Below are 26,052 nucleotides of genomic sequence, written 5' to 3' on the forward strand. Positions count from 1 at the left end.
GGGGAATGGGAAACGCGAGCACCGCGCCGCCTCGGTTGTTGAGATTGTTGCAGAGTTCGATTCTGAGCTTCTCGTTCATGCGTTTCGCTCCTTACCGTGTAAAAGATGGAGGATCCGTGATCCTGTTTCGGCTGTTACCGAAACCATTCTTATCATAATTTCGGTCCCTGTCGCAAAGGCTTGCCGATCGGGATGGAAGGCACGGGGGAACGACGTTCCCCCGGACCCCCTGATGCGGGCTCCGCCCCGCCGGGGCGGGTCGGAGCCGAACTGGCGCGCCTCTCCGAGAAATACCCGTAACTGACTTGGAATATGCACATATGTTGGGTTACGCTCGTTGCGCTCGCTAACCCAATCTACAAACCCATGCCTTTCGCAGCCTCTCCGCCGAAGGCGGCGAGGCCTGCCTGAAAAGCTTTGAAAAGGGGTGCGGGGGAAGACTTTCTCGAAAGTCTTCCCCCGCAAGACATTACAAGGCGTTCGATCGCCGCGAATCTCCTAATCGCCGGGCTGAATGGCGCGGATGACGGATTCGATATGGTCGGTCCCGGTAGCGAGGAAGGTATCGGATTCACGTAGGACGACGTCTCCGCTCGAGAGGAGCAACTCGAGATGGCTGAGGATTTCGTGTACGGCCAGCAGGCTGCCGTGTCCTCTCAGCAGGGATTCTTCGAAGTTCCCCGCAGCGCTGGATGTGATGCCCGATCAGCTCGTCCACCCGTTCGTCCAGGCTCATCCAGTTCCACACGGATTTGTAGTACAGGCGGTGCGCCGGAAGCACGATCATGCCGGGGTGGGCTTGAGCGATCCGTCCGAGCTTTTTCAGCGAGCGTATATACGCCCTGAGGCCATAGATCCGATCGCCCTGTTCATAGCCGGGCGGAAGAATGCCCTTCGTCAGGTTGTGAAACTCCTCCCGGGTGGGATGTGGGGTGATATCCGGCAGCACGGTGTCGCCCACCAGGATGGCTTCTTCACCGATTCGGACGGCCAGGGAGTCGGGGCTGTGGCCCGGAACGTAATACACGTGGGTCGCGCCGTCGAGGGTGCTGTCAGCGCCCGGAATGGTTTGGATCCGCAAGCTGCTTCTGGTTTTGTGGTACTGAACGCAATGAGTGTCGGAAAAGGCTTTGGGCATGGGACAGTGCCAGCAGGAAGCGGGAAATCCCCGGGCGGCGCGGGGAGGTGTTTTCGTGGGATAGAAGCGTATCAGGCGATCGTAATTTTCATGAGCCCTGATGTTTACAGGGGCCACGCGGGCGATCTCGGCGAGGCCTCCGTCATGATCTTCATGCCCGTGGCTCAAAAGGATGCACTCGAGGTCTTTGACGGCCAGGCCCAAGCGATCCATGAGCCCGAGGAGTTTAGCGCCCATGCCTTTGTTGCCCGTGTCCACCATGAAAGGGGTGTCCGCGAGCACGATGTAGTTCCACGTGGGCCCGAGGTCCCAGTCGCCGCCGTAATCATTCTCCGTGCCCAGGGCGAAGATCTTCACGCCCGACGGGAGGTCCACCCGAAAGGCCATGTTGTTTCCCCGGTCATCTCCTTTTTGAATAACTTCAATCGAGTTTCTCGACATGATACGGTTCCTCTAAAACGGCCTCAGCGGACAAAGACCGTAAGCGTATGAACATGGATGAAGGTTCGCATGGGTACGGATGTCGGGTTTATGAATCAGGTGCAGGATGCGATCTACTGGTGTACACCCCTCGGAGCCATTTATCCAGAAAAAGAAGCCGCATCCGTGCAGGGGTCTTTGGGCATCTTTTCGAATGCAACCAATTCACCCTACAGTAAGGTACGAAATGGAACCGTAGGAAATCCGGCCGGATCCGGAGGGATTTGGGGATGGACGAAGGGTTCCCCATTGGAAACCTGAAACGCGAGCCGGCCCTGCCGTCCGTGTTAGTCCAGGTAGCCGCTCTCCGGATCGGACATGAAGGGATTCAACACCGCCATGGCCGTACGCATTCTCCTGAAGCCGCATTTTTCGTAAAACCCTTCCCGGCCCGGAACCGCGTATAATATGATATTGTCCACGGGCAGTTGCTCGACCAAACGGCGCATGATTTCCTTGCCCATGCCCTTGCCCTGATATTCGGGAAGCAGCACGACGTCGTACACCGCCGCCTGATATTCCCCGTCGCTGAGGGCCCTCCCAAGCCCTACAAGTCTCGTCGAATCAAACACGAACACGGCGGCGGCGCTTGCCTCGAAAGCCCTCCTCAGCTTTTCAGGATCCCGCTTGTTCTTACCAAGGGGTGCGCGTTCAAAAACGGTGGCCGCTTCGTTCCAGTCCACCCGGGTTCGGTCCGTCGAGTATTCCATGGGACGTATCACCAGAGAACCAGAACCCGTTTACCATCCTCCAACATTTTGCCCCGGAGCTTTTCCATGTGCCGGAGGGTGGCTACTTCCCGCTGCAATTGCTCGGGTCTGATGTTCAACCTTCGAGCCACTTCCGCGGGTTCCGCCCCGCCGGTTTGCTCGAGGATTTCGAGGATCCGCGTCTGCAACTGCGTGAGCTGAGTATCGGCCGTTCCGGTCCGAGGGAATGACTTGGCGCTGTGGACGGCCCAAGGGTCGCACGTACGGGATGGTGAAAGGTGATCCATGTAACAGTCTTCGCATACCATTTGACCGAAGAGGTCTCTCTCTTCTCCGCTCTCCATTTCAGCGCCGCATTTTTGGCAATTCATCCGATTACTCCTTGTCTCTGACTGGACGGTTTCCATGGAAACCGGTAAGGGCTGTCACCGTGCGAGACGAAACGGTCGTCCGCTGCGTCGGCCGGGATTATCCAATCAGATTCCAGTGGAAAAGGAATCGCCCATTTGGGCCATAAGACGATTTTTTTTGCATTTGAAGAGTCCGGCCGGTTCAATTTTTTCCCGCGTGCGCGCTGCTCCATGGGGGCTTTCATTTTCGCGGGAGAGAAGCCTTCAGGGACTCCAGGTCCGATTCCACCATGGTTTGGATCAGTTCCTCGAACCGGACTTTAGGCTTCCAGCCCAACCTTTTTTTCGCTTTGGAGTAGTCTCCCCTCAACTCGAGTATATCCGCAGGCCGGAGGAACCGCTCGTCCACGACCACGTATTTTCCCCAGTCCAGGCCGGCGCAGTTGAACGCGTACTTGAGCAGCTCCCGAACGGAATGCGTTTTCCCCGTGGCGATGACGAAGTCTTCAGGCTGGTCCTGTTGCAGCATCAGCCACATGGCCTCCACGTATTCCCCCGCAAAGCCCCAATCCCGTTTGGCTTCGAGATTACCCAGTCTCAGTTCATCGGTCAGACCCAATCGTATGCGGGCCAGTGTTCTGGTCACCTTTCGCGTTACGAATTCGAACCCTCGTCTGGGAGACTCGTGGTTGAACGAGATACCGCTCACGGCATACATATTATGAGCGTCTCTGTAATGGGTGGTCAGGTGATATCCGGCCACCTTGGAAATACCATAAGCGGATCTGGGTCTGAACGGCGAATCCTCGTTCTGCGGAGTCTGAGTGGTGTTTCCGTACATTTCGCTGGACGCGGCAAAAAAGAATCTGCAGGACGGCGCTATTTTCCGCAGGGCCGCCAGAACATAATGGGTCCCGTTGATGTTGGTGTTCAGGGTGGAAAACTCGTCCTCGAAGGAATAGCTGACGAAGCTCTGGGCCGCCAGGTGGTAGCATTCGTCGGGCCGGACCGATTCGATGACGTTGAAAATGCTGGCGAAATTGTCCACAGAGGCGGCGTGAAGTTTCAGGCGATCCCTGAGGTGTCGAATCCGCCATAACCTGTGTTCCGGGTCCAAGAGCGCTATCCTTCGCAGCGTTCCGTGGACCTCGTACCCTTTGTTCAACAGCAGTTCGGCCAGATAGGATCCGTCCTGGCCGGTGATTCCGGTGATCAATGCTCGTTTCATAGTAGTTTCGCTTGCCGGAGCTAATGCGGAATGCGCCGGCTCCGGTTGAATGCCGTTAAAGGGCAAATGACAAAAAAAGCGACACCCTTCCGGACTTCGGAATTCGGTCGGACGCACGGATGGACTTGACACCCGTCGAAAGCAGCCCCATTTTGGCACAAAATCGGGCTCATTTAAAGTTACGCGAGGGGCAAATTTTGGTTTTTTCAATCTTGTTCGGTGCGACAGACAAAGATCGTAACCTGAGTGACAAATTCCGCCGCCCCCGTTCGGCCGATCCCGGCGCTGAAGGTCCGCAAAATCCGGGTATGTGGCATAAGTCACGGGAATCCAAGAAACTACCTCATGCCGGCTCCTGACATCCGATTGGTACGAAGCTTGCTTGTAATTCCTGTTGACTGAAGCGTTAGAGACCTAAAACGAGCCATGGCCCCGTTCTTGTTATTGCAGATGGGCCGGCTTTAGATACCGCCCGGCACAGAGGGATGTGAGGTTTAGATTGTGATGTATGCTCGCCGTCCGACTTGGATGGGCCTGGCGGCCTTCCTCGTATTCGTACTGATATCTTCGGGTGTTTCCGTTGGCCCTGCTCGGGCTGAAGACAATCCGAAAGCGATTTCAGCCCCGGGGTTGGGAGCCGATCGGATAAAAAGCGCCTTGTTTGCCGCGCCCGGCCGACGGGGAACCCTGGACTGGAGTGACGATCTCACGGTTAATCGCAGTCGATTCGTGGATGTGAAGACGGCCCTGCTTTCGGGCGCCGAAACCAGGGGGGCTGCAGCGCTCCCCGCAGGGGCCGTTGTCGACTTGAACCTCTTCGATGACGTGGAGTTTCCAGCCGTACTGGAGAGATTAGACCCCCTTGCTTCGGGCGGTTTTACCTGGGTCGGCCGGCTTGAAAATGTGGACCGAAGCCTGGTCACGCTTGTCGTCGAGAACGACATCGTTATGGGCAACATCGCACTGCCCGGCGGTGTCATGTATCAGGTGCGTTACGCGGGGAACGGTGTTCACGCGGTGCGAGAGATAGATCAAAGCATGTTTCCTCCCGAAGCCGAGCCGATTCCGGCGGCACTGAGGCCGAGCGTTCAGGAGCCCGGGATGAGCTCTTCCGCGGTGGCGGCGGACAGTGGTTCCACCATAGATGTTTTGGTGGTGTATACGCCTCTTGCGCGAGTCGCTGCCGGCGAAACCGCGGACGCCATCCAAGCCCTGATTGCATTGGCTGTGAGCGAGACCAATTCGACGTACCAAAATAGCGGGATCGATCAGCGTTTGAACCTGGTTCACACGGCTGAAGTCAATTATACGGAAGGAGACATGACGAATGCCTTGTACCAGCTCACAAGCACCACGGACGGCATCATGGACGAGGTTCACTCCCTGCGCAACACCTATTGCGCGGATGAGGTGGTGTTGATTGTGGCCACCGGGGCCTACTGCGGTATTTCGTGGGTCATGAGCTACGTTTCCGCCGGTTTCGAGTCACACGCCTTTGCGGTGGTGCTGAGCAACTGCGCTGCAGGATACTTCAGCTTCGGCCACGAACTGGGGCACAACATGGGAGCTCAGCACGATTGGTTCGTCAGCTCGGCCACCCTGCCCTATCCATACAGCCACGGCTACGTCAATACCGTGGACCGATGGCGCACGGTGATGGCCTATAACGATGCATGCAGCAGTAACGGGTTCAATTGTACGCGAATACCGTACTGGTCGAATCCCGACGTCACTTATGGGGGAGCGCCCACGGGTGTGCCTGAAGGTGAGGCCGGCGCCGCGGACAATCGCAAGACACTCAACACGACCGCCTTCACCGTTGCAAACTTCCGACAGAGCTGCGCCGGTTCGCCTCCGGCTGCCGCCGTACCGATGTCTCCCACTGGAATCGTTAATGACACCACTCCTACCTATATCTGGAGTTCGGCGTCGGACAGCACGACGTATTACCTGGCCGTAACCGGGACCGGGGGCAGTGTACTGCAAACGAGTTACACTTCCGAGGAGGTGTGCTTCGAAGACACGTGTTCCGTCACTCCCGCGGCGGCTCTGGTTGCGGGCGACTACACCTGGAAAATTCAGACGTGGAACTCGTTTGGATACGGGCCCTGGAGTTTCGATACCTCCTTCACGGTCAAGTCGGGTGGCCCGGCAGGAGACGGGGGGATTGCTCTAAATAAGATTCTGATGATTTTACTCGACCTCCTCGATGAGGAGAATTGATTCCGCGGCGTTGACAGGCCCGATCATACCCTTCGACGTGAAACGAACGCGGTCATTGACCGCGTTTGGATTTCGTTACGCAGGAACCGACGATCCCTTGAGCACGTTCTCATCCTCTCGTGCGTCCCGGACCGCGGACTCCGTCCTGTGCGTTTCGATCGGAACCATGCCGGAAGGATTCCGGCGAAAACGGCGACGTCCGGCGGACACGCCGGCGTCAGCGATTTGCGGAATCGGGCGCCAACGACTGTGTTAAAGGCTCGGGAGACTTGCCCGTCAAAATCACGTGACCGGAATTCATAATCAAGATGCTCTGAGACGCCTTTCCCTGTCCCGTATTTAACAATTTGCCTTCCCGCTTGGCCTGCGCTCGCATCTTCCTGGCTATCGAAGGTCGCCCATCGGTTATCGGAACGATCTTGATCACTCGTCCGGAAACCACATAATTGCCGGGTTCCAGATTTAGCAAGGGATTTTTCATTCCAATTCCTCTGATAGTTTGATGATGCGCCAGCAGTGGTTTGCATGCTTTGGATATAGGGATCGGAGCGTGACCGGCGCCGAACGACCGCAAGCCCATGGCGGAAGGACAAAGATTGAATCGTTCGGTTTCCATACATATCGGTTTCCATACATAGTAGACGTAAACAGTTGCTACGGTCAAGAGGGGCGGGGCGATCGAAGCCATTTTCCCGATGCGCCTGCCGGATCCCCCTCCGGATCTTGGTCCTATGTTGGGCCGGCGGATGCATGAGGCATCCGGAGCGGATTTCAGCACGATCAAGAGCAAGAAGTGGAAACCGGTTGCATTCGATAGGTCCTATTGGAGGAAGTGGATGTACCCGAACATATCCGATCTTGCCGGGACGGGTTTCCGAGGGAGAAGCGAAGTCTGGTTGCAACCGGCGAAGTGTTGGTTTAGCATATATTGAGTGTCCCGGTTTGTTCGGGATCGGCGATTTCGATTATGATTCCGGCCGTCCGGATGAGTCGAGAGAAGAAAGGAACCGGCGGGGCCGGGTGAATTCGAAACGAATATGTATAAAGCTGAACGCGGCAATGACAAAATGAGTACGATGCAAGGCAACGGCCCGAAGGAAGGGCCCAAAACGGTCCAGGGCATCAAAAAGCGGCGAGCGTCAGGCAGATGGGGGTGGAGGCTCCTGTATATCTTTTTGACGGTGTTGGTGCTTTGCGCCGGAACTCTGACGATGGGTTATTTCTATTTTACGCATGACCTGCCCAAACTATTTACGGTGGAGGATTATAATCCCCCTGTAATCAGTCGGGTATACGACGTGAACCAGCGACTGGTCGGAGAGTTCTACAGAGAGATGCGTGATTTGGCGCCCTTGTCCAAGATGCCGGATCTGTTGATCAAGGCTTTTGTGGCTGCGGAGGACGATCGATTCTTTCAGCATCCGGGCATTGATTTGACCGGGATTCTGAGAGCGGTGATTAAGAATATCGTGGCGGGCCGGAAGATTCAGGGAGGCAGCACGATCACCCAGCAGGTGACCCGTTCATTATTGCTTTCGCCGGAGAAAAGCTACACCCGTAAGATCAAAGAACTCATACTCGCCTACAGAATCGAGAATCGTCTGAGCAAGGAGGATATTCTATATATTTACTTGAATCAGATCTACCTCGGACACGGTGCGTATGGTGTGGAGGCGGCCAGCCATGTCTATTTTGGAAAATCCGTAGGAGATCTCAACCTGGCTGAATGCGCTCTGCTGGCAGGCCTGCCGCGTGCGCCCAACCGATACTCGCCGATACGGGATCCGGAAAAGGCCGGAGAGCGACAGGCATACGTACTGAGACGCATGGTGGAAGAGGGGTATATCACTCAGGCGCAGGCTGACGCAGCAAAAGCCGGACCCTTGCGTCCGGCCGCGAATGGAGAGGCTCCGTTCGACCAGGCTCCTTATTTTACGGAGTACGTCCGCCGGCATCTCGAAGAGGTATACGGAGCCACTCAGCTGTTCGAGGGCGGGCTCAGAGTGTATACGACGTTGGATCTGCGTCTTCAGGAAGTGGCTCAGGAGGCGATTCAAAGAGGGGTTGACGCCCTGGATAAACGCATCGGCTATCGCGGCCCCATAGAGTCCGTAGCAAAAAACCGACGAGATGAATTTTGCAGTGAACTGCTAAAACAGGACCTCAAGGAAGGGGAGATTGTTCACGGGTTAGTGACGGGCGTGGATGATAAGAACCAGCGCGTCACGGTGTGCCTCGGACAAGCCACCGGCATCATTGAAATGGAACGCATGAAGTGGGCCCGTAAACCAAACCCTGAAATCGCTTCCGACTATGCCGCGATCAAGAAACCTTCACAAGCGTTGAAGTCGGGAGACCACATTCTCGTCAAAGTGCTGGCGATTCCGGACAAAGAAACCCCTGCACAGCAAGGGGCGGCCCCAAAGCCGCTGATCTTGGCGCTGGAGCAAGAGCCGGAACCGCAAGCCGCCTTGCTCTGCATGGACGGGTATACGGGTGAGATTCGGGCCATGGTGGGTGGAACGGATTTCAGGAAATCCCAGTTTAACCGGGCAACACAGGCAAAAAGGCAGCCCGGTTCCGCTTTCAAGCCATTTATTTACGCCGCGGCAATCGACAAGGGATTCACACCGGTTTCCGTCATCATAGATTCTCCTATTGTGTTCGATGACCCGGTGCAGAAGGAAAAATGGAAGCCGATGAATTACGAAATGAAGTTTTTCGGCCCCACACTGTTCCGGGAAGCGCTGATTCATTCCCGCAACGTAGTGACTGTAAAACTGCTCCAGGCCGTTGGGGTGGACTATGTCATCAACTACGCCAAAAACATGGGGATCGAATCCGAATTGGGATCCAACCTTTCTCTCGGGCTGGGTTCTTCGGAGGTGACATTGTTGGAACTGGTGAAATCCTATGGGGTGTTCGCCAGCGGGGGCCTTCTCCTGAAACCCATGTTCATCGATAAGATCGTTAACCGGAAAGGGGAGACGGTCGAAAAGAACTTGCCTGAAAAAAGACGTGTGATCAGTGACGAGACCGCATTCATCATGACACACCTTATGACGGAAGTGGTGAAGTATGGAACGGGACGGAGCGTTCAGCCCCTGGAACGACCGGCTGCGGGAAAGACGGGCACCACGAACGATTTGAAGGATGCCTGGTTCATCGGGTATACCCCGGAACTGATCACGGGCGTGTGGGTCGGATTCGATCAATTTCAATCCATGGGCCGGTTTGAAACCGGGTCCAGGGCCGCCAGTCCCATATGGCTGGATTTTATGAAGGAAGCGCTCAAGAACCGGAGCGTAACTCCATTCAGTCCTCCGGGTGGCGTCACGTTTGCCAAAATCGATCCCGAATCAGGAAAACTGGCATCGGCCGACACCAGGAATCCGGTGTTCGAGTGCTTCAAAGTCGGGACCGAGCCTACGGAGCGGGCGGACAAGAAAGAGGAGAAGGACCTCTCGGTTGATTTCTTTAAAACCAATCTGTGAATTAAACCCACCGCATATCCGTTACTTGGTTGAATCCACGGCCGGGCCGGCCGTATGCTCCATCTCGGAACACGGGAGAACGTTTGATGATCCATCGAGAGCACGGTTTTCCCTTCCATGTTCTTAGGTCCTGTGTAGCAGCAGCCGTCTGCGTATTCGTGCTGACCACATGCGCGGGTCCGCCTAAGCGACCCACCACGCAGGCCGAATTCCTGAAGATCCTGGACGATGATTTGAACCTCCTCGAGGTGGATTTTGACTGGGGCAAGGACAACCTGCTCGAGCAACGTTTCGCGGAACGGTTCAAACGATCGCTAAAGGAAGAAGTTGTCCGCCGGAATCGTACCGCCAAAACTCCGCTCTCCATAACCAACCCCGCTTTCATAGAGGCTTTCGATCAGGCCATTTCGGATTTTGTCGCTGAAGGCCTTCTGGATCGAATTACACGGAGCGGCGATATTGACCTCCGGTCCGCTTTCTGGGACTTGGGCGAAGGCAACCGGCTTCACGCAGAGTTTCGTTTCGAAGAGCAGGAAGATTATCTATCTCGCATACTTCTGATTCACCGGCCGGATAAAGACTCCGCAAAGGTGAAGGTGACTCACCTCGAAAAGGGCTACATTGCCTATGAGCCTCCGGAATTTACGATTGGTTCCTTCAAGAAATTTCGTGTTCTCATAAACGACATGTTTTCCTATCTGAATGAATTGGAGACGATTCGGGTGCAGTTTACGGCTCCTGACGGCAGCGCTCAGACCCGGTACCGCTGTTTTTCATCCGAGAATCCTAAAGAAGCGGTATTTTATCGCTCTTACGCGCTGCCGGTAAGACAGATCGATGCGGACTTGAAAAAACTCGACAACTCTATTCAGGTCTCCGATCGAACCGTGTTTCGCAGCCTGGCTAGGGATGTGAGGCGACTTTACTACGAAGTCGGCCTGTTCAAGCCCGAAGCCTCGGAACGCGACCGTGTGGCGAGGTTCTTCGAAATCTTAGCCGATTCGAAGGAGGAAGAGTTCCTACGCGGCTTGAAACGCGTAGGCTTCCCCGGAGGCATCCGAGCCGAGGTGGACGAACAGGAATATAGCCGAACGCTGATTCGCCTGCACTTCGATGGGAGTCAACGCAGGCTGGTGTTTCTTACGCCTCAGACATTGGATCGAGTGTACGATTCGGGTTGGGTCGACGCCGGTATGGTGGCCCGCGCCGAGGAGGCGAGTTTCAATTTCGGGACCTGGCTTCCCGATCTTTGGCACGCACGAAATGAAAAATTATTCATGGAGGTATTTGCCATCAACAAGGCCAAAGCCCGCATAGCCGACGGCAAGACAGGGGACCGACCGGTATTCGATCACACCATTCGTGATATGAAGCGCATCGGGGCCTATTTCCAAGAACAAAAAGTGCGGATCGATTCCGTCGTGTTTCAACTCAAGATCGACGAGGCGGACATTTCCACTTTCCTGGCAAAATTGGACAAGGAATCGCCCGAAGAAGTACAAGCCCTGGTCCAGCCCGAACAGCCTCCCAAGCATCGACAGACCGAATGGCAACTGACCCGGTTCACCGAAAAAGGGATGACCTTCATTCGAGACGCTGATTTCGTGTATTACGTTGTGGAGGAATCGGACCTGAAAACGAAAGAACCGTTGAATGTCATTCGAGAAAAACTTCGCTCCCGTTTCCCTCAGACCTATACGTACAAGCTTGTCTTCAGCGGTTTTCAGGACAAGCACATTCAGGCGGGAATGCTGCTCCCGATCCCCAGCCATCCGGACAAACGCAAGTTGTCCAATCAGGAGCTCAAGGGAATGATTCTCGAAGCGTGTTCGGCCCACGACTACGACTACCCGGAGTTGGTCTTCGCTATCGTCTGGAACGAGTGCAGAGCCGGAAGGGATAACTTTTTTCGATTCGAACCGAATCGGCTTGACAAGGTGATGGAGTTGAGCGAACGGTTGTCGGGTTCGGAGCGTCAGCGTTTTGAAGAGATTTACGGTAAGTTCTCTTATCTTCTGGCCGGTTCGTGGGGACCGGGGCACATACTTTACGAGAATGCGTGGAGGCTGGGTTTCCGAGGGTCACCCGGCGAACTGGCCTTGCCGCATCTCAATATTCCCCTCATCGTTAAGTTTTTAAAAGCCAACGGGATCGATCGGAATTCGTCTCTGAGTGAAATCAGTCGAACGTATAACGGCCCTTTGTACGCCAGGAATAATTACGACAGCCGGTTGAAAAAGAACCTCGAGCGGGCGGAACAGGTATTTCAGATATGAAACGGATCAGCGGGGAACAGACCCATCGCTCGTGGACTGGATTGAGAAACCGGAGACGAGGCGTTGGCGCCGGTCCAGGGACGGGGGCCTTCAAGCCCCGAAGATGATCCCCGGGTATGATCGAAAACGCCCGGCTTGCGGATTTGAGTGATAGCTCGTCATTTCGAGCGGAATTCGGTTGCATCGAAAGTCGGGACGACCGTCCGGAACCCTCGAGCAAGGATCCCGGTTCGTCCTGTTCCGAGCCGGGTGTCCAACTATCCGTCACTGGTGGAAGGTTCTCACCCCATTTCAAAAGGAACGAGCCACGAGTTGAACAGGTGAAATCCATCAGCGTAAAAAGCATAAGTCTGAAATGGAAACTGATTTTCCCGTTTGTCGCTTTGTGCATCGTAGGTATCGGGATCACCGTTTATTTCAGTGTGGACTCTCTCCTTTCAACCATCACATCTCAGGAACGCCGCGTCCTGTTGGGACACTACAACAATCTGCTTATTCAGATGCAAGTCAGAAGCGAGATGATGGGGTCTCTCGCATCCAGTATTGCCAATGACCAGGAAGCGGCCAACATTTTCGCCGAAAGAGATCGCGACAAGCTCTACGACCTGATGCTTCCCCTCTATAAGAAACTGGAAAAAAGTTTCGGAGTCCACCAGGTTCATTTCCACGTTCCGATGGCCCGCTCATTCTTGAGGATGCACAGGCCCACTCAGTACGGGGATGATATGTCTCTGTACCGGGGCACCATTCTGGAAGCTTACAAGACAGGGCGAGTAGTTTGCGGACTGGAACACGGCGCGTTTGGGCTGGGGTTGCGCGGCGTGGCGCCGATCCGACGGAACGACGTCATCATTGGGACCGTAGAGGTCGGCTGGAACCTGGATGCACGGTTCCTGGGATTCCTGAAATCCGAGCTGGATGTGGACTTCAGTATCTACGAACTGCAGGAAAACGGCTTGTTCGGTGTCGTGGTCTCCACTTTGAATCGCGAGCTGCCTCTCCAGATCCGGACATTCGCGGAAGCCCTTGCATCACCCGTTCCCCTGATTCTGATCGAACCTCCGAGTGAGCCGAGCAAGTCCGTACTCCTTGGAACCCTGTCGGACTATTCGGGGCTTCCCATCCTGCTCGTAACCGTGGTCCTCGATCGCTCCGACATCAAGCGGGAAATGGGCTACACCCGGAACATGATGCTGGCCGTGGGGCTGATTACGATCTTGCTGGCCGCCGTGCTGGTGTATTGGATCGTCGGAGTCTTTCTGCGTCCGGTTCACGAGATGGTCCGTCTCGCCGGAGAGATCGCTTCCGGCAAGCGGCATAGGCGTTTGCCCGACCGTCCCCTGGATGAAATGGGTCTGCTGACCCAATCGCTCAATCAGATGTTGGACGCGATCAACAAATCGAGGGAACAGCTTGAACGATACGCGAAACACCTCAAGGGGACAGTTGAAGAACGAACCAGCGATCTGATCGCTTCAGAGGTGAAATATCGGACCCTGGTGGAAAACGTCCCGCTGGTCGTCTATCGGTTGGCGTCGGACGGCAGGCTGATATTCATCAACCAATATTTCGAGACTCTGCTGGACATACGCGTCGAGCAAGTGATCGGGCGTGAGCAATGGAGGAGGGACTTTGTCCTGCAGGATGATGCGAGCCGAATGGAGAAGGCTTTGCAAAATATGCTCGAAAAGGGGCTCCCCATGCGAGTGGACTACCGCTGCAAAAACACGGCGGGAGATCTGTTGTATATAGTGGACCAGGCGATTCCGGAAAAGGACGAGGAAGGAAACATCGTATTCATAGATGGGATCATGGTGGACGACACGGAACATCATGCCTTGCGGGAGAAGACACTTAAGGCGGAGGAGTTGAAAACGCTCCACGACGTTTCCATGCAATTGGCGCACGAGATTCGTAATCCTTTGACAACCGTGGGCGGATTTGCCCGCAGGTTGTTGAAAGCCGTCCCAAGAGAGGATTCAAATCGCTCTGCGCTCGAAATCATCGTTCAGGAAGTGGCCCGTCTCGAGTCTATTCTAAAGATGATCCTATCGTATATCGAGCCACTGGAACTGCACCCCCACCCCACGGATTTGAACCGCCTGGTTGCAGCAGTGCTCGAGAAGCAGGAAAGCGTAAGCCGCGATCGGGGTGTGTCCCTTAAAACGAACCTGGACCCTGAGTTGGAACCGGTGTCGGTGGACCCCGCGCTGATGACCGCGGCGCTCCACGCGCTGATCGGGAACGCGGTGATGCGTATGAATGGGGGCGGGACCCTGCTGGTCTCCACGCAGCATCTGCCGGAAACGTGCCACGTCTCTATAGAATACCCCATGGAGAGAGTGACACAGGAGGATATCGAACACTTCTTCTTTCCGTTTGTCGGGAAGGAGAGGGATTTTTACGATTTGGATCTTCCCAAGGCAAAGATGATCGTGTACAAACATGGAGGCTTGATCGAAGTGGCCGAGGACCACAATGGAAGCATCCTAATCACCATAGATCTTCCCAGGGCGTGATTGGACATGGGGAGTCGTCTAGGACAAAAGGAGTCGGAACGATGATCTGCGGGGACATCATAAGGAGTCACAGCGGATGGGAGAGACCGAAACGAGGCGCGAGCGTCCTGTTGCTTGCGCTCTTCCTGGCCTTCGCCGGCGGGGCGTTCTTGTTGGGTTGGGCGTCGAAAAGCGTTGCAGTCGAGACGCAGAAGGAAGCGGTGGAAGTTCAGAGCGAGGCCGGAGAAGCGCCAAACGATGCGGCCGAGGCGCAGGATGAAGCCGCGGAAACGTCCGCCCCCGCTGAAAAAGAGAAGAGCACGTTTGACTCCGTGAAAGGCGTTTTCTCGTCCTGGGGTCATAAGGCCGGCATAAAAAAGGACAAACTTTCCATCAAGTATGACATGCGCAAACTACGGGGTAAGATCGACAAGGATTATCAGGAGCTGGGCCGCGTGTTCTTCGCGCTCTACCGGGACGGGGCTAAGGATGTCCTGAACGATCCTAAACTGAAAGACCTCCTGGGATCCATCGTAGAAAAACAGGCGGAACTCGAGAAACTCGAAGCCCGGCTCGCGGAACTGAAAACGGAAGAAGGGGATGAAGAATCCGGGGAGGGGACGGAGGAGGTACAGGAAGACGCGGGCTCCGCTGTAGAGGAGAAGCCTTCCCAATAGGCTCCGTGGGGCGTTGTCGCTCTGTGGATGCGGATATGGGGTGTGCGCCGAGCACCAGAGTTTATGCCTCTGTAATTTTCGTATGTGAAGTTGCGTGATTCGACACTTGAGGCGGAGCCGCCTACTGCTTCGCGGGGCGCGGAGCAACAAGCGACTGTGGCCTAGCAGGTAGACAGACAGAAAAGAAAGAACTGCATCCGAATGTCAATCTGTCACGGATGTCCCTTAACTTTTTTCCTTCGTCCGACAATAACGAAAAATACCGTACCCAGCAACATCACCAGGGCGCCGAGTTGGAACGCCCGCTCGAAGGGAACCCGGTCCAACATGTAACCGGCGACGAGCGGTCCGAAGAACATGCCCGCGCTGTGGGCCATGGCCAGAAGGCCCATGAGGGCTCCCATGGCCTGGGTGCCTCTCCCGGCGATCACGGCCGCGGCCATGATGGCGGGTAACGATATTCCGCCGGCCAGTCCGAACAAACCATTGGCTGCCATTAGAGACCCGAAAGAGGCGCTGACGGAGAGCCACAGCAAAGCAAACACGGACAGAAAACCTCCAAGAACAATCAGAAGCGCCTTGGAGACACGATCGGCCAGGGCTCCCATGGGGATCATCAAAGCGCCCGATACGGCCACGTTCAGACTTACGATCAGGCCTATGGAAGAACCGCTGAGCCGTCCCTGGTCAATGGCCCATATGGGCAGAAAGGCCCATACGATACCCACGCACGTGGTAAAGGAGAAACGGAACAGGGTCAGAGCCACTACAGTGGGATTTTTCATGAAATCCCTGTACGTCGTCCTCTTGGAGGACGTTGCCTCCTGTGGTTTTGCGGGTTCCTTGGGAAGGAGAACCAGGCACAGAAAGCTTCCGATCAACGTAAGTATTCCCATGCTTAGAAAGGAGGCCCGGATGCCGAACAGGTCCATTACGATCCCGCCGAAGAGGGGGCCGGCGGCCAGCCCGGCGAACAGGGACAGGTTGAAGAGGCCCATGACGCGGCCTTCTTTGCTTTCCGGGGAAAGCTCCCCTATGTAGGCCTGCGCCACGGGAAGAATCATGGCGGAAGCAAACCCCTGTCCCAGTCGGATCCACACCAGGGAGACCACTTCCGTGGTGAAGGCGAACAGAAGAGAGACCACAAAATAGAGAAAAAGGCCTGTTACAAGAAAGCCTCTTTTCCCGTATCGGTCCGACAAGGATCCGAAAACGGGCAGAAACAGGGTCCGGGTCACCGAAAAGGAACCGAATATAAGGCCGATCAGAAAGGCGCTTGCACCGAGGTCCCGTGCATATACGGGCAGTAAGGGAGCGATAATTCCAACGCCCAGGGTGACAAGAAAGATCGCCAGAAACAGGACAACAAAGATTTTACGGCGCGTGTGTTGCGGGATCGGGTTCAAATCATCCGCACCCGATTTCGCCGTGGAGGGCCTGGGCCATGGAATACGTGATATCGGCCGGAACCGGTCGGCCGGCACCGGCTATCAGGTCACGCGAGAGGATAAACAGTTTATTCTGGATGCCGTCCAGATTCACCGTAGGGTAGGCCACACCCGGCTCGAATCCCGACTTGCCACAGGTGACCCCTTTCCCGTGGACCACAGTGGGAATACCGTACACGCGGCAGGTGACGGGGCGGTGCTCATGTAACAGGCATCGATGTTCGTGGTGCAACGGACACTCCACCCGGGCCCGGGCGATTTCCAGACACAGCTCGCTTTTTGAAATAGGTCTTTCGCGAGTCTTCAGATACAGGGTGCGGAGTTGCTCCTGGGATCTGTCCGCCTTTCGGAGCGCCTTCCTTCGTTCCGTCCGCGGCGCCTCCGACTGAAAAGCGAAGTGCACATAGGCCGCTTCGACGAGTGTCAGCTCGAATACCGCATTGCAACAGTCGTCACATCCCAGACGACATCGGACGAGGTCGGCGTGCCGGGAACGGACGGTTTCGAAAAGCCGATCCACCTCGGTCCGTAGTGTTACATAAGGTTCGAAATCCAGGTTTGGGTCCAACAGGTCTTTTCCAGTCCCTTGTTTGTGATGAAACCAGCGTAATTCCATTGTGTCGAGGGAAACGAGCGGCCCTCCTCCCTCGGACTCGCTTCACGCCTCTGGATCGTAGCCGCAGCGACCCGCTGGAGCGGTTTCGGCGTTGACCTTCAGACGATTGGCGCCGAAGCAAGGTTTCTCGAACTTGGTGCATCGGCAAGGGCTGAGTCCAGGATGGGCCTTTCTCGCTTACCGAGATGCATCACCCTCGACGCATCCGCTTAAAAATAGGACAAAAACTCGGTCAAGTCAAATGACCGTTTCCCTTTATTGATTGATCGTTTGCACGAGTTATGATATAAGTACAGATCATAATTAATAATATAGGATCCGGATCATGGTAAGCGTTTAAACTTGACAAAAATGTCCGCCATAGCGCCGATCAGTCCTCCTTCTCTCGCATTCCTCTCGTCTCTCATTCCTCCGGCAGTCCCACATGGATTGAATCATGGACACACATGACGGCGCCCGGCTATGGGGGAGGGTCGCTTCGACCCTAAAGAAATGGGTAAAATGGACGATACCAATGCCGTGTGTGCGTCTGCAATTCAATATAAGTCAATCTCTGTATCCTGTGAAACGGCCTCCGTCTTTCCCGGCGTTCACGGCCGTGCATTGGTTCCCTCCTCGGTGAGCGAGGCTTGAGGAACCGCTCGATGAGGGCGCTTAAACCTGAACCTTTGATTACACATGTTCAGACGGCGTCAGAAAACCATGACGCCGGGTTGGGTGATAAACAGACCGAGATTGGAAAAATTTCAAACAAACCCGGTCGATTTTGAAGCTGTAGCAGATGCAGGTCGCTTTCTGAGAGTTCGAAGCGGAGAAAATCATGTTCCATAGAAGAGTGTTTGCCGGGATTGTGTTGGCCGCATGCTTTGTCGCATGCGGTTGCGTATTGATTCCTGCCACGGACGCTTTTTGTCAGGATTCGACGGTGCGCAGTGCGATAGAGGTCCTGTTGCAAAGTGAAAAGCTGATCGCGCCCGAGGCGATTACGGCTCCCTTTCTCGCGGGAAAGACAAAAGCCCGTGTTATCGTAACCCTGCGGGAGCCTGCCGGTTTTCGGCGCAGTCAAGACCTCCGTCGCGAGGAAGAGCGAACGAAGCTTTCGGGGGCGGTTCGTGATGTCCAGAATCGATTCCTGCCGGGGCTGAACACCAAAGAAGTACATTTGACCAATCGCTTTACGTACCTTTTCGGATTCTCTGCGGAACTGAGCCTTGACGGGCTCCGCCAACTGGAAGCCGCGCCAGAGGTGGTTTCCATTGAAGAGGATGCAATCCTCCATGCCCATCTCGGTCAGGGCATTCCCCTGATGAACGCTATCACTGCCCGAAGCACCTACAATGGGTCCGGTGTAGCCATAGCCATCTGCGACACGGGAATCGACTACCGGCATCCCCGCTTGGGCGGAGGTGGTTTCCCGAACAGCAAGGTCATTGGAGGGTATGATTGCGGCGATGATGACAGCAACCCCATGGACGCCCAGGGACACGGCACGGCCTGCGCGGGAATCGCCGCCGGGGATTTGGGAACGTCCGGAGATTATATAGGCGGAGTGGCGCATAACGCCAAGTTGTATGCGGTAAAAATCGCATTTGGGACCAGTGGCACTGCTTTTACCTCCGATATGATCGAGGGATGGGAATGGTGCATTACCCATCAAAACGATGATCCCAATAATCCCATCATGATCATCAGCACCAGTTTCGGCGGCTCCAAGTATAGCGGATACTGCGACGGTGATTCTCCGGGAATGACAACCGCCGCGGCCAACGCGACGGCCGCCGGCATTACAATCTTTGTTTCATCCGGCAACGACGGTTATTGCGGGGCCATGGGGTGGCCCGCGTGCATTTCACACGTCATATCGGTGGGCGCCGTGTACGACGCCGATTTCGGACTATATACTCCGTGCGTATCGATCGACTCGTGTGCAAACAAGCTACCTACCAGCGGTTGCTCTTCAGGATGGTACGTCATAGACGACACCACAGGCGACATGGTTACCTCCTATTCCAACAGCGCATCTTTTCTGGGCGTGTTTGCGCCCTCCAACGCAGCATATACCACGGATATTCTGGCGGCAGGCGGATATTCAACGGGCGATTACTATTGGGCCTTTGGAGGAACCTCGGCGGCGTCTCCTTATGCGGCCGGCGCCGCCGCGTGTCTTCAGAGTGCCTCCAAAGTACTCCTGGGCTCTTTTCTGAGCGCCTCCGAGGTCAGATCCACCTTATACGATACCGGGGATCTGATAACGGACGCCAAAATACCTTCAGTCGTCAGGCCGAGGATTAACCTGGGCAACGCCGTCAACTCGATTATCGGCACGGCTCCCGCATCCATCGATTACCCGGCCGTGGATTGCGACGGGGAGTTTACAGTGAGTTGGGACGCCGCGACCGGCGCCACGAACTACACCCTCGAACGGGCTCAGAACGAGTCGTTTTCCGACGCTCAGGAAGTGTACAGCGGGGCTTCCACTTCCTACGACGAGTCCGGATTATCGGAAGGTACTTACTGGTATCGCGTAAGGGCCGTTGTGGACGGAGTCAACAGCGCCTGGACTGCGGGCGGATCCTTAACGGTGAGCTCTCCGCAAGCGCCTTCGACCCTGACCGTTCCCTCCGGCGATTGCGACGGATCGTTTCTTGTGACCTGGTCATCGGTAGCAGGAGCAGAAAGCTACACCGTAGAACGGGCTACCGATGCCTCTTTCTCTGATGCGAGCGAGGTCTACAGCGGTGCGTCGACTTCGCATAACGAAAGCGGACTGGACGACGGCGCCTACTATTACCGCGTGAAGGCGGGCAGCTCCTGCGGCGACAGTGATTGGACGACGGCGGGACCCGTGGAAGTAGGCATCCCCTCGGCCATGCCCGAGAGCATCCTATATCCTTCCGAAAGCTGTGAAGGCGCATTCACGGTGACGTGGTCATCGGCGGCGGAAGCGACCGGATACGTACTGGAGCGGGCTGAAGAAGAGTCGTTCTCCGTGGCCACGCAGGTTTACAGTGGAGCAGCGACCACTTACGACGAAAACGGCCTGGGGGTGGGCGTCTACTACTATCGGGTACGGGCCCAGGATAGTTGCGGTCCCGGCGAATGGAGAGACGGACCGGCCGTTCAGGTAACCGGAGTCGGTACCATTTCGCTGGATCAGACAGTGAATGGATCATGGGCCGACACGTGCTATTCCCGAAATCGGATTTCCAGCTACGGCCAATACTACGCTTTTTCCCTGTCTGTGGCCACGCAAGTTCAAATAGACCTGATGTCCACGGCGGACACCGTCATGTTTCTGCTCCAAGGCGCAGGCATGGACGGCAGCGTCATTACGTACGACGACGATGGCGGAGACGGCCTGAATTCACGCATCATTACATGGCTGAATCCCGGCTCCTATACGATAGAAGCCACGACGTGGTGGTCTTTTGTGGCGGCGGATTTTACACTTTCGCTGACGAAACTATGCACAACCCCGAATGTCCTCTCTTTCAATGCAAGTCCTAAAGTGATTTGGAAGCTCGGAGGAAAGAGCGTGTTGAGCTGGTCCATCGCGGGAGCGGACACGGCGTGGATCAATCCTGGTGGAATCCAGGTGAATCCCACTTCCGGCACGCTGGACGTCTTTCCCACGACCACCACCGACTATACGCTGCAGGCATCCTCCTGTGGCCAATCGGACGAAGCTTCCGTACGGGTGAAAGTTTCCATTGGAGCGAACCCGATGCCGTGGAACTATTTTCTGCTCTACAGCCCGACCGCGCCATGAGCGGCATCCACCCGGCCGCACGCCGCTGCCGGCCCGGATGGAGGAAGGGGGACGGTAGGATTCGAGGTCAAGGACAGGAGCTGAGGAAGCCGTCTGTCTTGACGGATCCGGAGCAGGTTCACGTGCCTGGGGAGCGTCAGGGATTCTAAAGCGCAGTCTGGGGGATCGTCACGGATTGTTTGGATCCCGCGATATCGAGGACCGGGGTGTCTTCTATCCTCCGAACGCCGCATGGATCAACTCTACCTTGTCGCCTTCCTGAACTTTGGTAGAGCCGTATTTGTCCGGGTATACGAAGCGTCCGTTCAGTTCCACGATAAGAGCCGGGTCAAATTCACCCAATCGGTCGATCAAATCGGCCAGCGACTGATCGGGTTGGGTATCTTCCGGCCATCCATTCAGCAAAATCTGCATCCGTTGTTCATCTTTCTTCCAGTCGGATACGTGACCGTCCGCTCACGGTACGGGCTGCGGACGTGGCGCCTTGCCCCTGAAGGAACTCCCTCTGTTGATACCGTGATGGCGTATCATCCAAAACCAACCGGAGCGAACCGGGGCCGATCCGTTGGTAAGTCAGCGCGTCCTCGGGGGGTGGAGAGGCTCCGGAAATCACATGTTCGATGTTGAGATCCGTTTCCACGGAATGCTTATTGATAGCTAAATTGTAGCTACTCTGTCAAGATAAACCTATCGCGAAAAGCGGCTGGATTGGTCGCCCTGTCCACCCTATTCTCGCCCGGCGAGGCTCGAACGCAGTTGCAGGACAGAACGGACTTGGCAAACATCGGAGGCATGGGCGAGGGAAGTGCAAGGCCCATGCGGATGGCCTTTGAAGCAATGTTTTGCTTTACAAAACACCGTAAGGTTTTTTATAGTAACCAATTCTTTAGAGCCCGGCGGAATGCGGGGATCGAGTTTCTTCTGAAGGGAATGGAACGCGTCTGATGGCAAAAAGAACGCACTATTGCGGGGAAATCGGGGAGCCGCTGGTGGGGCATGAGGTATGTCTCTGCGGTTGGACTCAAACCATAAGAGACCATGGCGGCGTTATCTTTCTTGACTTGAGGGATCGCAGCGGAGTGGTGCAGATCGTCTGTAATCCGGAGGTTTCCGATGATGTTCATCGCGCAGGGGAATCGTTGCGGTCGGAATATGTGATCGCGGTTCGTGGTGCGGTTCGGATTCGATCCGAGGATACGGTCAACCCTGCACTGCCCACGGGCACAGTGGAAGTTTTGGCCACTTGGTTGGAGATTCTGAATCGTTCCGATACGCCTCCCTTCAGCCTCGACGAAGACGATGTCAGCGACGCGGTAAGGCTGAAATATCGCTATCTGGACATACGTCGTCCTGCCATGATGCGCAATCTGCTGTTCCGGCACAAAGTAAATGAAACCATTCGCGGATTTCTCAATGAACGTGGGTTTGTGGAGGTGGAGACTCCGATTCTGACACGAAGCACTCCCGAAGGCGCCCGTGACTTTCTCGTTCCGAGCCGTTTGAATCCCGGAACGTTCTACGCCCTGCCTCAGTCGCCCCAATTGTTCAAACAGCTTCTGATGGCAGCCGGACTGGACCGCTATTACCAGATCGTCCGATGTTTCCGGGATGAAGACCTCCGTGCGGACCGCCAGCCGGAGTTTACCCAGTTGGACCTTGAGCTATCTTTCATCGACGAATCGGATATTATGGACGTGATCGAGACGCTTCTGGTTCGACTGTTCCGGGAGACGCTGGGCCGGGAAATCAAGACACCGTTTCCTCGGATTTCTTATGATGAAGCCATGTTGAAGTACGGCACCGATTGTCCGGACACGCGTTTCGGACTTGAATTGACGGACGTGTCGCATCTGTTCCGGGAGACCGGAGTCAATGTCTTCCGAAAGGCCATTGCTGAAGGGGGGATTGTAAAGGCCATAAACGTTAAGCAAGGTCACGAGCTTTCCCGGAAGGAACTGGATGAACTGACCCAACTGGCGGGACGGTTCGGGGCCAAAGGCATGGCGTGGATCAAGGTGGAAGGATCGGAATGGCTCTCCCCCATCGTAAAATTTTTCAGCAAAGAAGAAAAATCGGGCCTCAGAGAGGCGGTGGAGATGGAGGATGGGGATCTCGTTCTGTTCGGGGCGGATCATGCAAAAGTCGTCAACGATTCGCTGAGTCAGGTTCGATTGGCAGTGGGTGAGCGTATGGGCTTGATCGATTCCGACCGTCTGAACTTCTTATGGATCACTGAGTTCCCCCTGCTCAAATACGACGCGAACGATCAGCGATACGTGGCGGTCCATCATCCGTTCACGGCCCCGATCCTGGAGGACCTGGACCTACTGGAGGAAAACCCGGAACGTGTGAGATCGCGGGCGTACGACGTGGTCCTCAATGGAATCGAGATCGGCGGAGGGAGTATCCGAATTCATGATTGCGAGCTGCAGGAGCGCATGTTCGAAGCCCTTTCCATATCGAGAGAAGAGGCCCACAAAAAGTTCAGTTTTCTGTTGGAAGCATTCCGATACGGCGCACCACCCCATGGGGGCATCGCACTGGGTCTCGATCGGCTGGTGATGCTCATGCTGGGTGGGAAGACGATTCGAGAAGTGATTGCGTTTCCCAAGACGCAGAGAGGCGCATGCCTGGTGACTTCAGCCCCCGCCGAGGTTGAAGTCATGCAGCTGACTGAACTGGGGCTGCGGCTTGAAGTGAGCCAGAAGAAGAAATGACCGGAAGGGCCGTGTTCAAAAGGTTGTGTTGAAGAAGGCCGACGTCTTAGCCGGCGATCATGGGGCGTATTCGAGGGAAGGCGCCGCGTCCGCCGGCCGGCTCGGAAGATGAGGAGAGAGCCGTTCGCAAGTTCCACGGAGGGAGAACTCACGGCCGAACTTCACCACCCGATCTCAACCGTAGTTTTATGTCCGTCAATTCACGAAGCGCGTCCCGAGCGATCCACCGGGCTGCTTTGGAATCGACATCAAGGATCTTCCTTTCATTGTTCCACCATGGCGAGAAAGTCCTCTTCCGTAATGATCCTGACGCCCAACTCTCTCGCCTTGTCAAATTTGGATCCGGGATTTTCTCCGGCCACCACGTAATCGGTTTTGGCGCTTACGGAAGAGGATACGCGGCCTCCCAGAGATTCTACTCCGGCCTTGGCCTGAGATCGGGTCATGCGAGTAAGGCCTCCCGTGAATACGAACGTTTTCCCCTCGAGGTCCTCCCGAACTGCCGCTTCTTTAGTTTCAAATCGTATCCCGGCATCGAGGAGCCGGTCGATCACGAGCCTGTTTCTCGCGTTTGAAAAGAAAGCGGTCACCGATTCCGATATTTCAGGTCCTATTTCTCGAATGGAAAGGAGTTCTTCCCGGGTCAATTCGGCGATGTTGTCCAAGGTGTGAAACTCACGGGACAATACGCCGGCTACGTGGACGCCCACACCGGGTATGCCCAGGGCGTACAGGAACCTGTCCAGTGTGGTGCTCTTGGACCGCTCGACGGCTTCGAGGAGGTTCCTGCTGGACTTCTCCGCAAATCCATCGAGGGTAAGTAGTTGGTCCCCGGTAAGGCGATACAGGTCGGAAACGTCCTTGATCATGCCCAAATCAACCATGGCTTCCACTGTTCTTTCGCCCAGGCCTTCGATGTCCATGGCGTCGCGGGAGGCAAAATGCCGTATGGCGCCCTTCAATTGTGCGGGACAGGAAAGCTCGTTGGCGCATACGTGATAGGCCCCCCGAATCACGACCGCACCGCCGCATACCGGGCAACTCTCAGGCATGCGAAACGGGTCTGAACGCCGCTCACCCGGCGCCGGTATCCGCTCGATGACCTCGGGAATCACATCGCCCGCCCGGGCAACGCGAACGCAATCGTGTTTCCGAACGTCCTTTCTATGGACTTCGGCGAGGTTATGAAGCGTGGCCCGGCTGATGGTGACCCCGCCGACGTCCACCGGTTTGAGCAACGCCACCGGGGTAAGTACGCCCGTTCGGCCGACGCTGACGGCGATATCCTCGATGAACGTTTCTTCTTTTCGAGGCTCGAATTTGTAGGCCACGGCCCATCGCGGGCTTCTGGTGCGGGAACCGAGAGCCCGCTGGTGTTCCTTGAGGTCCACTTTGACAACGATCCCGTCGACCTCATAGGGCAAAGAGTCGCGGACTTCCACCATTTCCCGGTAGTATTCCAGCACGTCCTCCAGAGAACGGCAAAGTCTGCGATGGGGGTCGGTCCGCAGTCCCCAGGCCATAAGCCATTCGAACTCTTCCGTATGTGTCGCCGGTTGCCGTCCTTCCGCCCGAAGAATGTCGTAGCAGAATATATCCAGCGGTCTGGAGGCGGTGAGCCGGGAGTCCAATTGGCGCAATGATCCGGCTGCGGCATTCCGGGGGTTGGCGAACGGTTCTTTGCCCTGTTCCAGAAGAGACTTGTTCAGACGATTGAAACCCTCGAGGGGCATGATGACTTCGCCGCGCACGGAGACCAAAGGGGGGATCGTAGCTTCTGATAAGAGTCGGAGCGGTATGCTGCGAATCGTTCTAAGGTTCTCTGTTACGTCTTCTCCCACCAACCCGTCGCCCCGGGTCCCGCCCCTGACAAAGCGGCCGTTTTCGAAAACGATTTCCACGGAAAGTCCGTCGAATTTGGGCTCCACCACATAGCTCGAGTCCCGCCCAACAGCCTTTTCGACCCGTTCGACGAATCGAATCAGGTCCGCTTCCCGGAGCGCCGTATCCAAGCTGAGCATGGGCGCCAGGTGGGTCAGTTTTCGGAACTCGTCCTTGGGACGTTCTCCCACCCGTTGAGTGGGAGAATCCGGTGTTACGAGGTGAAAACGATCCTCGAGATCTTCAAGTTCCTTCATCAGAAGATCGTACTGCTGATCCGAGATCTCCGGACGGTTAAAAACGTAATATAGATAGTCATGCCGTCGGATCGTACTTCTCAGCTGTTCGACTTTTTCCTTCGCCCTTTCGGTCGAGATCGACTCGTTCATGTGGATCCTCGGGATGTTGAGCTTGAAATGCCTATCGATGACGGATCGTCAAGAGAAGTTGTGGAATTGCTTCATCGGTCGGTGTGCCCCGTTCCTTCTGGAATCAATAATAAAACTCGAAAAGAGGGGATGGAGTTTGAGTCCCCCGGCGCCATTGC

Annotated in this window: 17 protein-coding genes; 8 read left to right on the forward strand and 9 right to left on the reverse strand. The window is 55.7% G+C overall.

The window, feature by feature from the left end; genetic code table 11:
- Positions 1 to 571 precede the first annotated feature (571 nt).
- On the reverse strand, positions 572 to 1,579 hold the full coding sequence (locus HY788_10665; GenBank protein MBI4774622.1) for an MBL fold metallo-hydrolase: 1,008 nt from the start codon (positions 1,577 to 1,579) through the stop codon (positions 572 to 574).
- 69 nt (positions 1,580 to 1,648) lie between these two features.
- Between HY788_10665 and HY788_10670 the strand changes: the two genes are divergently transcribed.
- A complete protein-coding gene (locus tag HY788_10670; GenBank protein ID MBI4774623.1) occupies positions 1,649 to 1,879 on the forward strand; it encodes a hypothetical protein in 231 nt (76 codons plus the stop codon).
- 26 nt (positions 1,880 to 1,905) lie between these two features.
- Here the strand turns inward: HY788_10670 and HY788_10675 are convergent, their stop codons facing one another.
- The 3 genes from HY788_10675 to HY788_10685 all read right to left on the reverse strand — a co-directional run bounded on the left by HY788_10675 (position 1,906) and on the right by HY788_10685 (position 3,906).
- Positions 1,906 to 2,328: a GNAT family N-acetyltransferase gene (locus HY788_10675; GenBank protein MBI4774624.1), complete on the reverse strand. Its 423-nt coding sequence runs from the start codon at positions 2,326 to 2,328 to the stop codon at positions 1,906 to 1,908.
- 8 nt (positions 2,329 to 2,336) lie between these two features.
- On the reverse strand, positions 2,337 to 2,699 hold the full coding sequence (locus HY788_10680; GenBank protein MBI4774625.1) for a hypothetical protein: 363 nt from the start codon (positions 2,697 to 2,699) through the stop codon (positions 2,337 to 2,339).
- 220 nt (positions 2,700 to 2,919) lie between these two features.
- On the reverse strand, positions 2,920 to 3,906 hold the full coding sequence (locus HY788_10685) for a GDP-mannose 4,6-dehydratase (GenBank protein ID MBI4774626.1): 987 nt from the start codon (positions 3,904 to 3,906) through the stop codon (positions 2,920 to 2,922).
- A gap of 501 nt (positions 3,907 to 4,407) precedes the next feature.
- On the opposite strand from HY788_10685, the gene HY788_10690 reads away from it, so the two are divergent.
- Positions 4,408 to 6,129, forward strand: coding sequence for a hypothetical protein (locus tag HY788_10690; GenBank protein ID MBI4774627.1), 1,722 nt, complete (start codon positions 4,408 to 4,410; stop codon positions 6,127 to 6,129).
- Between the two features lie 217 nt (positions 6,130 to 6,346).
- Here HY788_10690 and HY788_10695 read toward each other — a convergent pair whose 3' ends face one another.
- Complete coding sequence (locus HY788_10695) at positions 6,347 to 6,610, reverse strand: DUF370 domain-containing protein (protein ID MBI4774628.1); 264 nt, start codon at positions 6,608 to 6,610, stop codon at positions 6,347 to 6,349.
- A gap of 595 nt (positions 6,611 to 7,205) precedes the next feature.
- Between HY788_10695 and HY788_10700 the strand changes: the two genes are divergently transcribed.
- The 4 genes from HY788_10700 (at position 7,206) to HY788_10715 (ending at position 15,074) form a co-directional block, all read left to right on the forward strand.
- Entirely contained in the window at positions 7,206 to 9,623 is a 2,418-nt protein-coding gene (locus HY788_10700; protein ID MBI4774629.1) for a PBP1A family penicillin-binding protein, read from the forward strand.
- 86 nt (positions 9,624 to 9,709) lie between these two features.
- Positions 9,710 to 11,899, forward strand: coding sequence for a hypothetical protein (locus HY788_10705; GenBank protein MBI4774630.1), 2,190 nt, complete (start codon positions 9,710 to 9,712; stop codon positions 11,897 to 11,899).
- Between the two features lie 320 nt (positions 11,900 to 12,219).
- Positions 12,220 to 14,418 carry a PAS domain-containing protein gene (locus HY788_10710; GenBank protein ID MBI4774631.1) on the forward strand — a complete coding sequence of 733 codons (2,199 nt, stop codon included), beginning with the start codon at positions 12,220 to 12,222 and terminating at the stop codon, positions 14,416 to 14,418.
- 41 nt (positions 14,419 to 14,459) lie between these two features.
- Positions 14,460 to 15,074 (forward strand): hypothetical protein, encoded by a 615-nt coding sequence (locus HY788_10715; GenBank protein MBI4774632.1) that lies wholly within the window; start codon positions 14,460 to 14,462, stop codon positions 15,072 to 15,074.
- A 212-nt stretch (positions 15,075 to 15,286) separates the two neighbouring features.
- Here HY788_10715 and HY788_10720 read toward each other — a convergent pair whose 3' ends face one another.
- Entirely contained in the window at positions 15,287 to 16,471 is a 1,185-nt protein-coding gene (locus HY788_10720; GenBank protein MBI4774633.1) for an MFS transporter, read from the reverse strand.
- A 10-nt stretch (positions 16,472 to 16,481) separates the two neighbouring features.
- Complete coding sequence (locus HY788_10725; protein ID MBI4774634.1) at positions 16,482 to 17,090, reverse strand: YkgJ family cysteine cluster protein; 609 nt, start codon at positions 17,088 to 17,090, stop codon at positions 16,482 to 16,484.
- An 868-nt stretch (positions 17,091 to 17,958) separates the two neighbouring features.
- On the opposite strand from HY788_10725, the gene HY788_10730 reads away from it, so the two are divergent.
- Positions 17,959 to 20,907 carry a S8 family serine peptidase gene (locus tag HY788_10730; GenBank protein ID MBI4774635.1) on the forward strand — a complete coding sequence of 983 codons (2,949 nt, stop codon included), beginning with the start codon at positions 17,959 to 17,961 and terminating at the stop codon, positions 20,905 to 20,907.
- A gap of 213 nt (positions 20,908 to 21,120) precedes the next feature.
- Here the strand turns inward: HY788_10730 and thiS are convergent, their stop codons facing one another.
- Positions 21,121 to 21,321 carry a sulfur carrier protein ThiS gene (thiS, locus tag HY788_10735; GenBank protein MBI4774636.1) on the reverse strand — a complete coding sequence of 67 codons (201 nt, stop codon included), beginning with the start codon at positions 21,319 to 21,321 and terminating at the stop codon, positions 21,121 to 21,123.
- Positions 21,322 to 21,851: 530 nt separating this feature from the next.
- On the opposite strand from thiS, the gene aspS reads away from it, so the two are divergent.
- Entirely contained in the window at positions 21,852 to 23,624 is a 1,773-nt protein-coding gene (gene aspS / locus HY788_10740) for an aspartate--tRNA ligase (GenBank protein ID MBI4774637.1), read from the forward strand.
- Between the two features lie 263 nt (positions 23,625 to 23,887).
- Here aspS and ligA read toward each other — a convergent pair whose 3' ends face one another.
- Positions 23,888 to 25,894 carry an NAD-dependent DNA ligase LigA gene (ligA, locus tag HY788_10745; protein ID MBI4774638.1) on the reverse strand — a complete coding sequence of 669 codons (2,007 nt, stop codon included), beginning with the start codon at positions 25,892 to 25,894 and terminating at the stop codon, positions 23,888 to 23,890.
- Positions 25,895 to 26,052: the final 158 nt, after the last annotated feature.

This window comes from Deltaproteobacteria bacterium (assembly GCA_016208165.1).
Taxonomy (GTDB): domain Bacteria; phylum Desulfobacterota; class Desulfarculia; order JACQYL01; family JACQYL01; genus JACQYL01.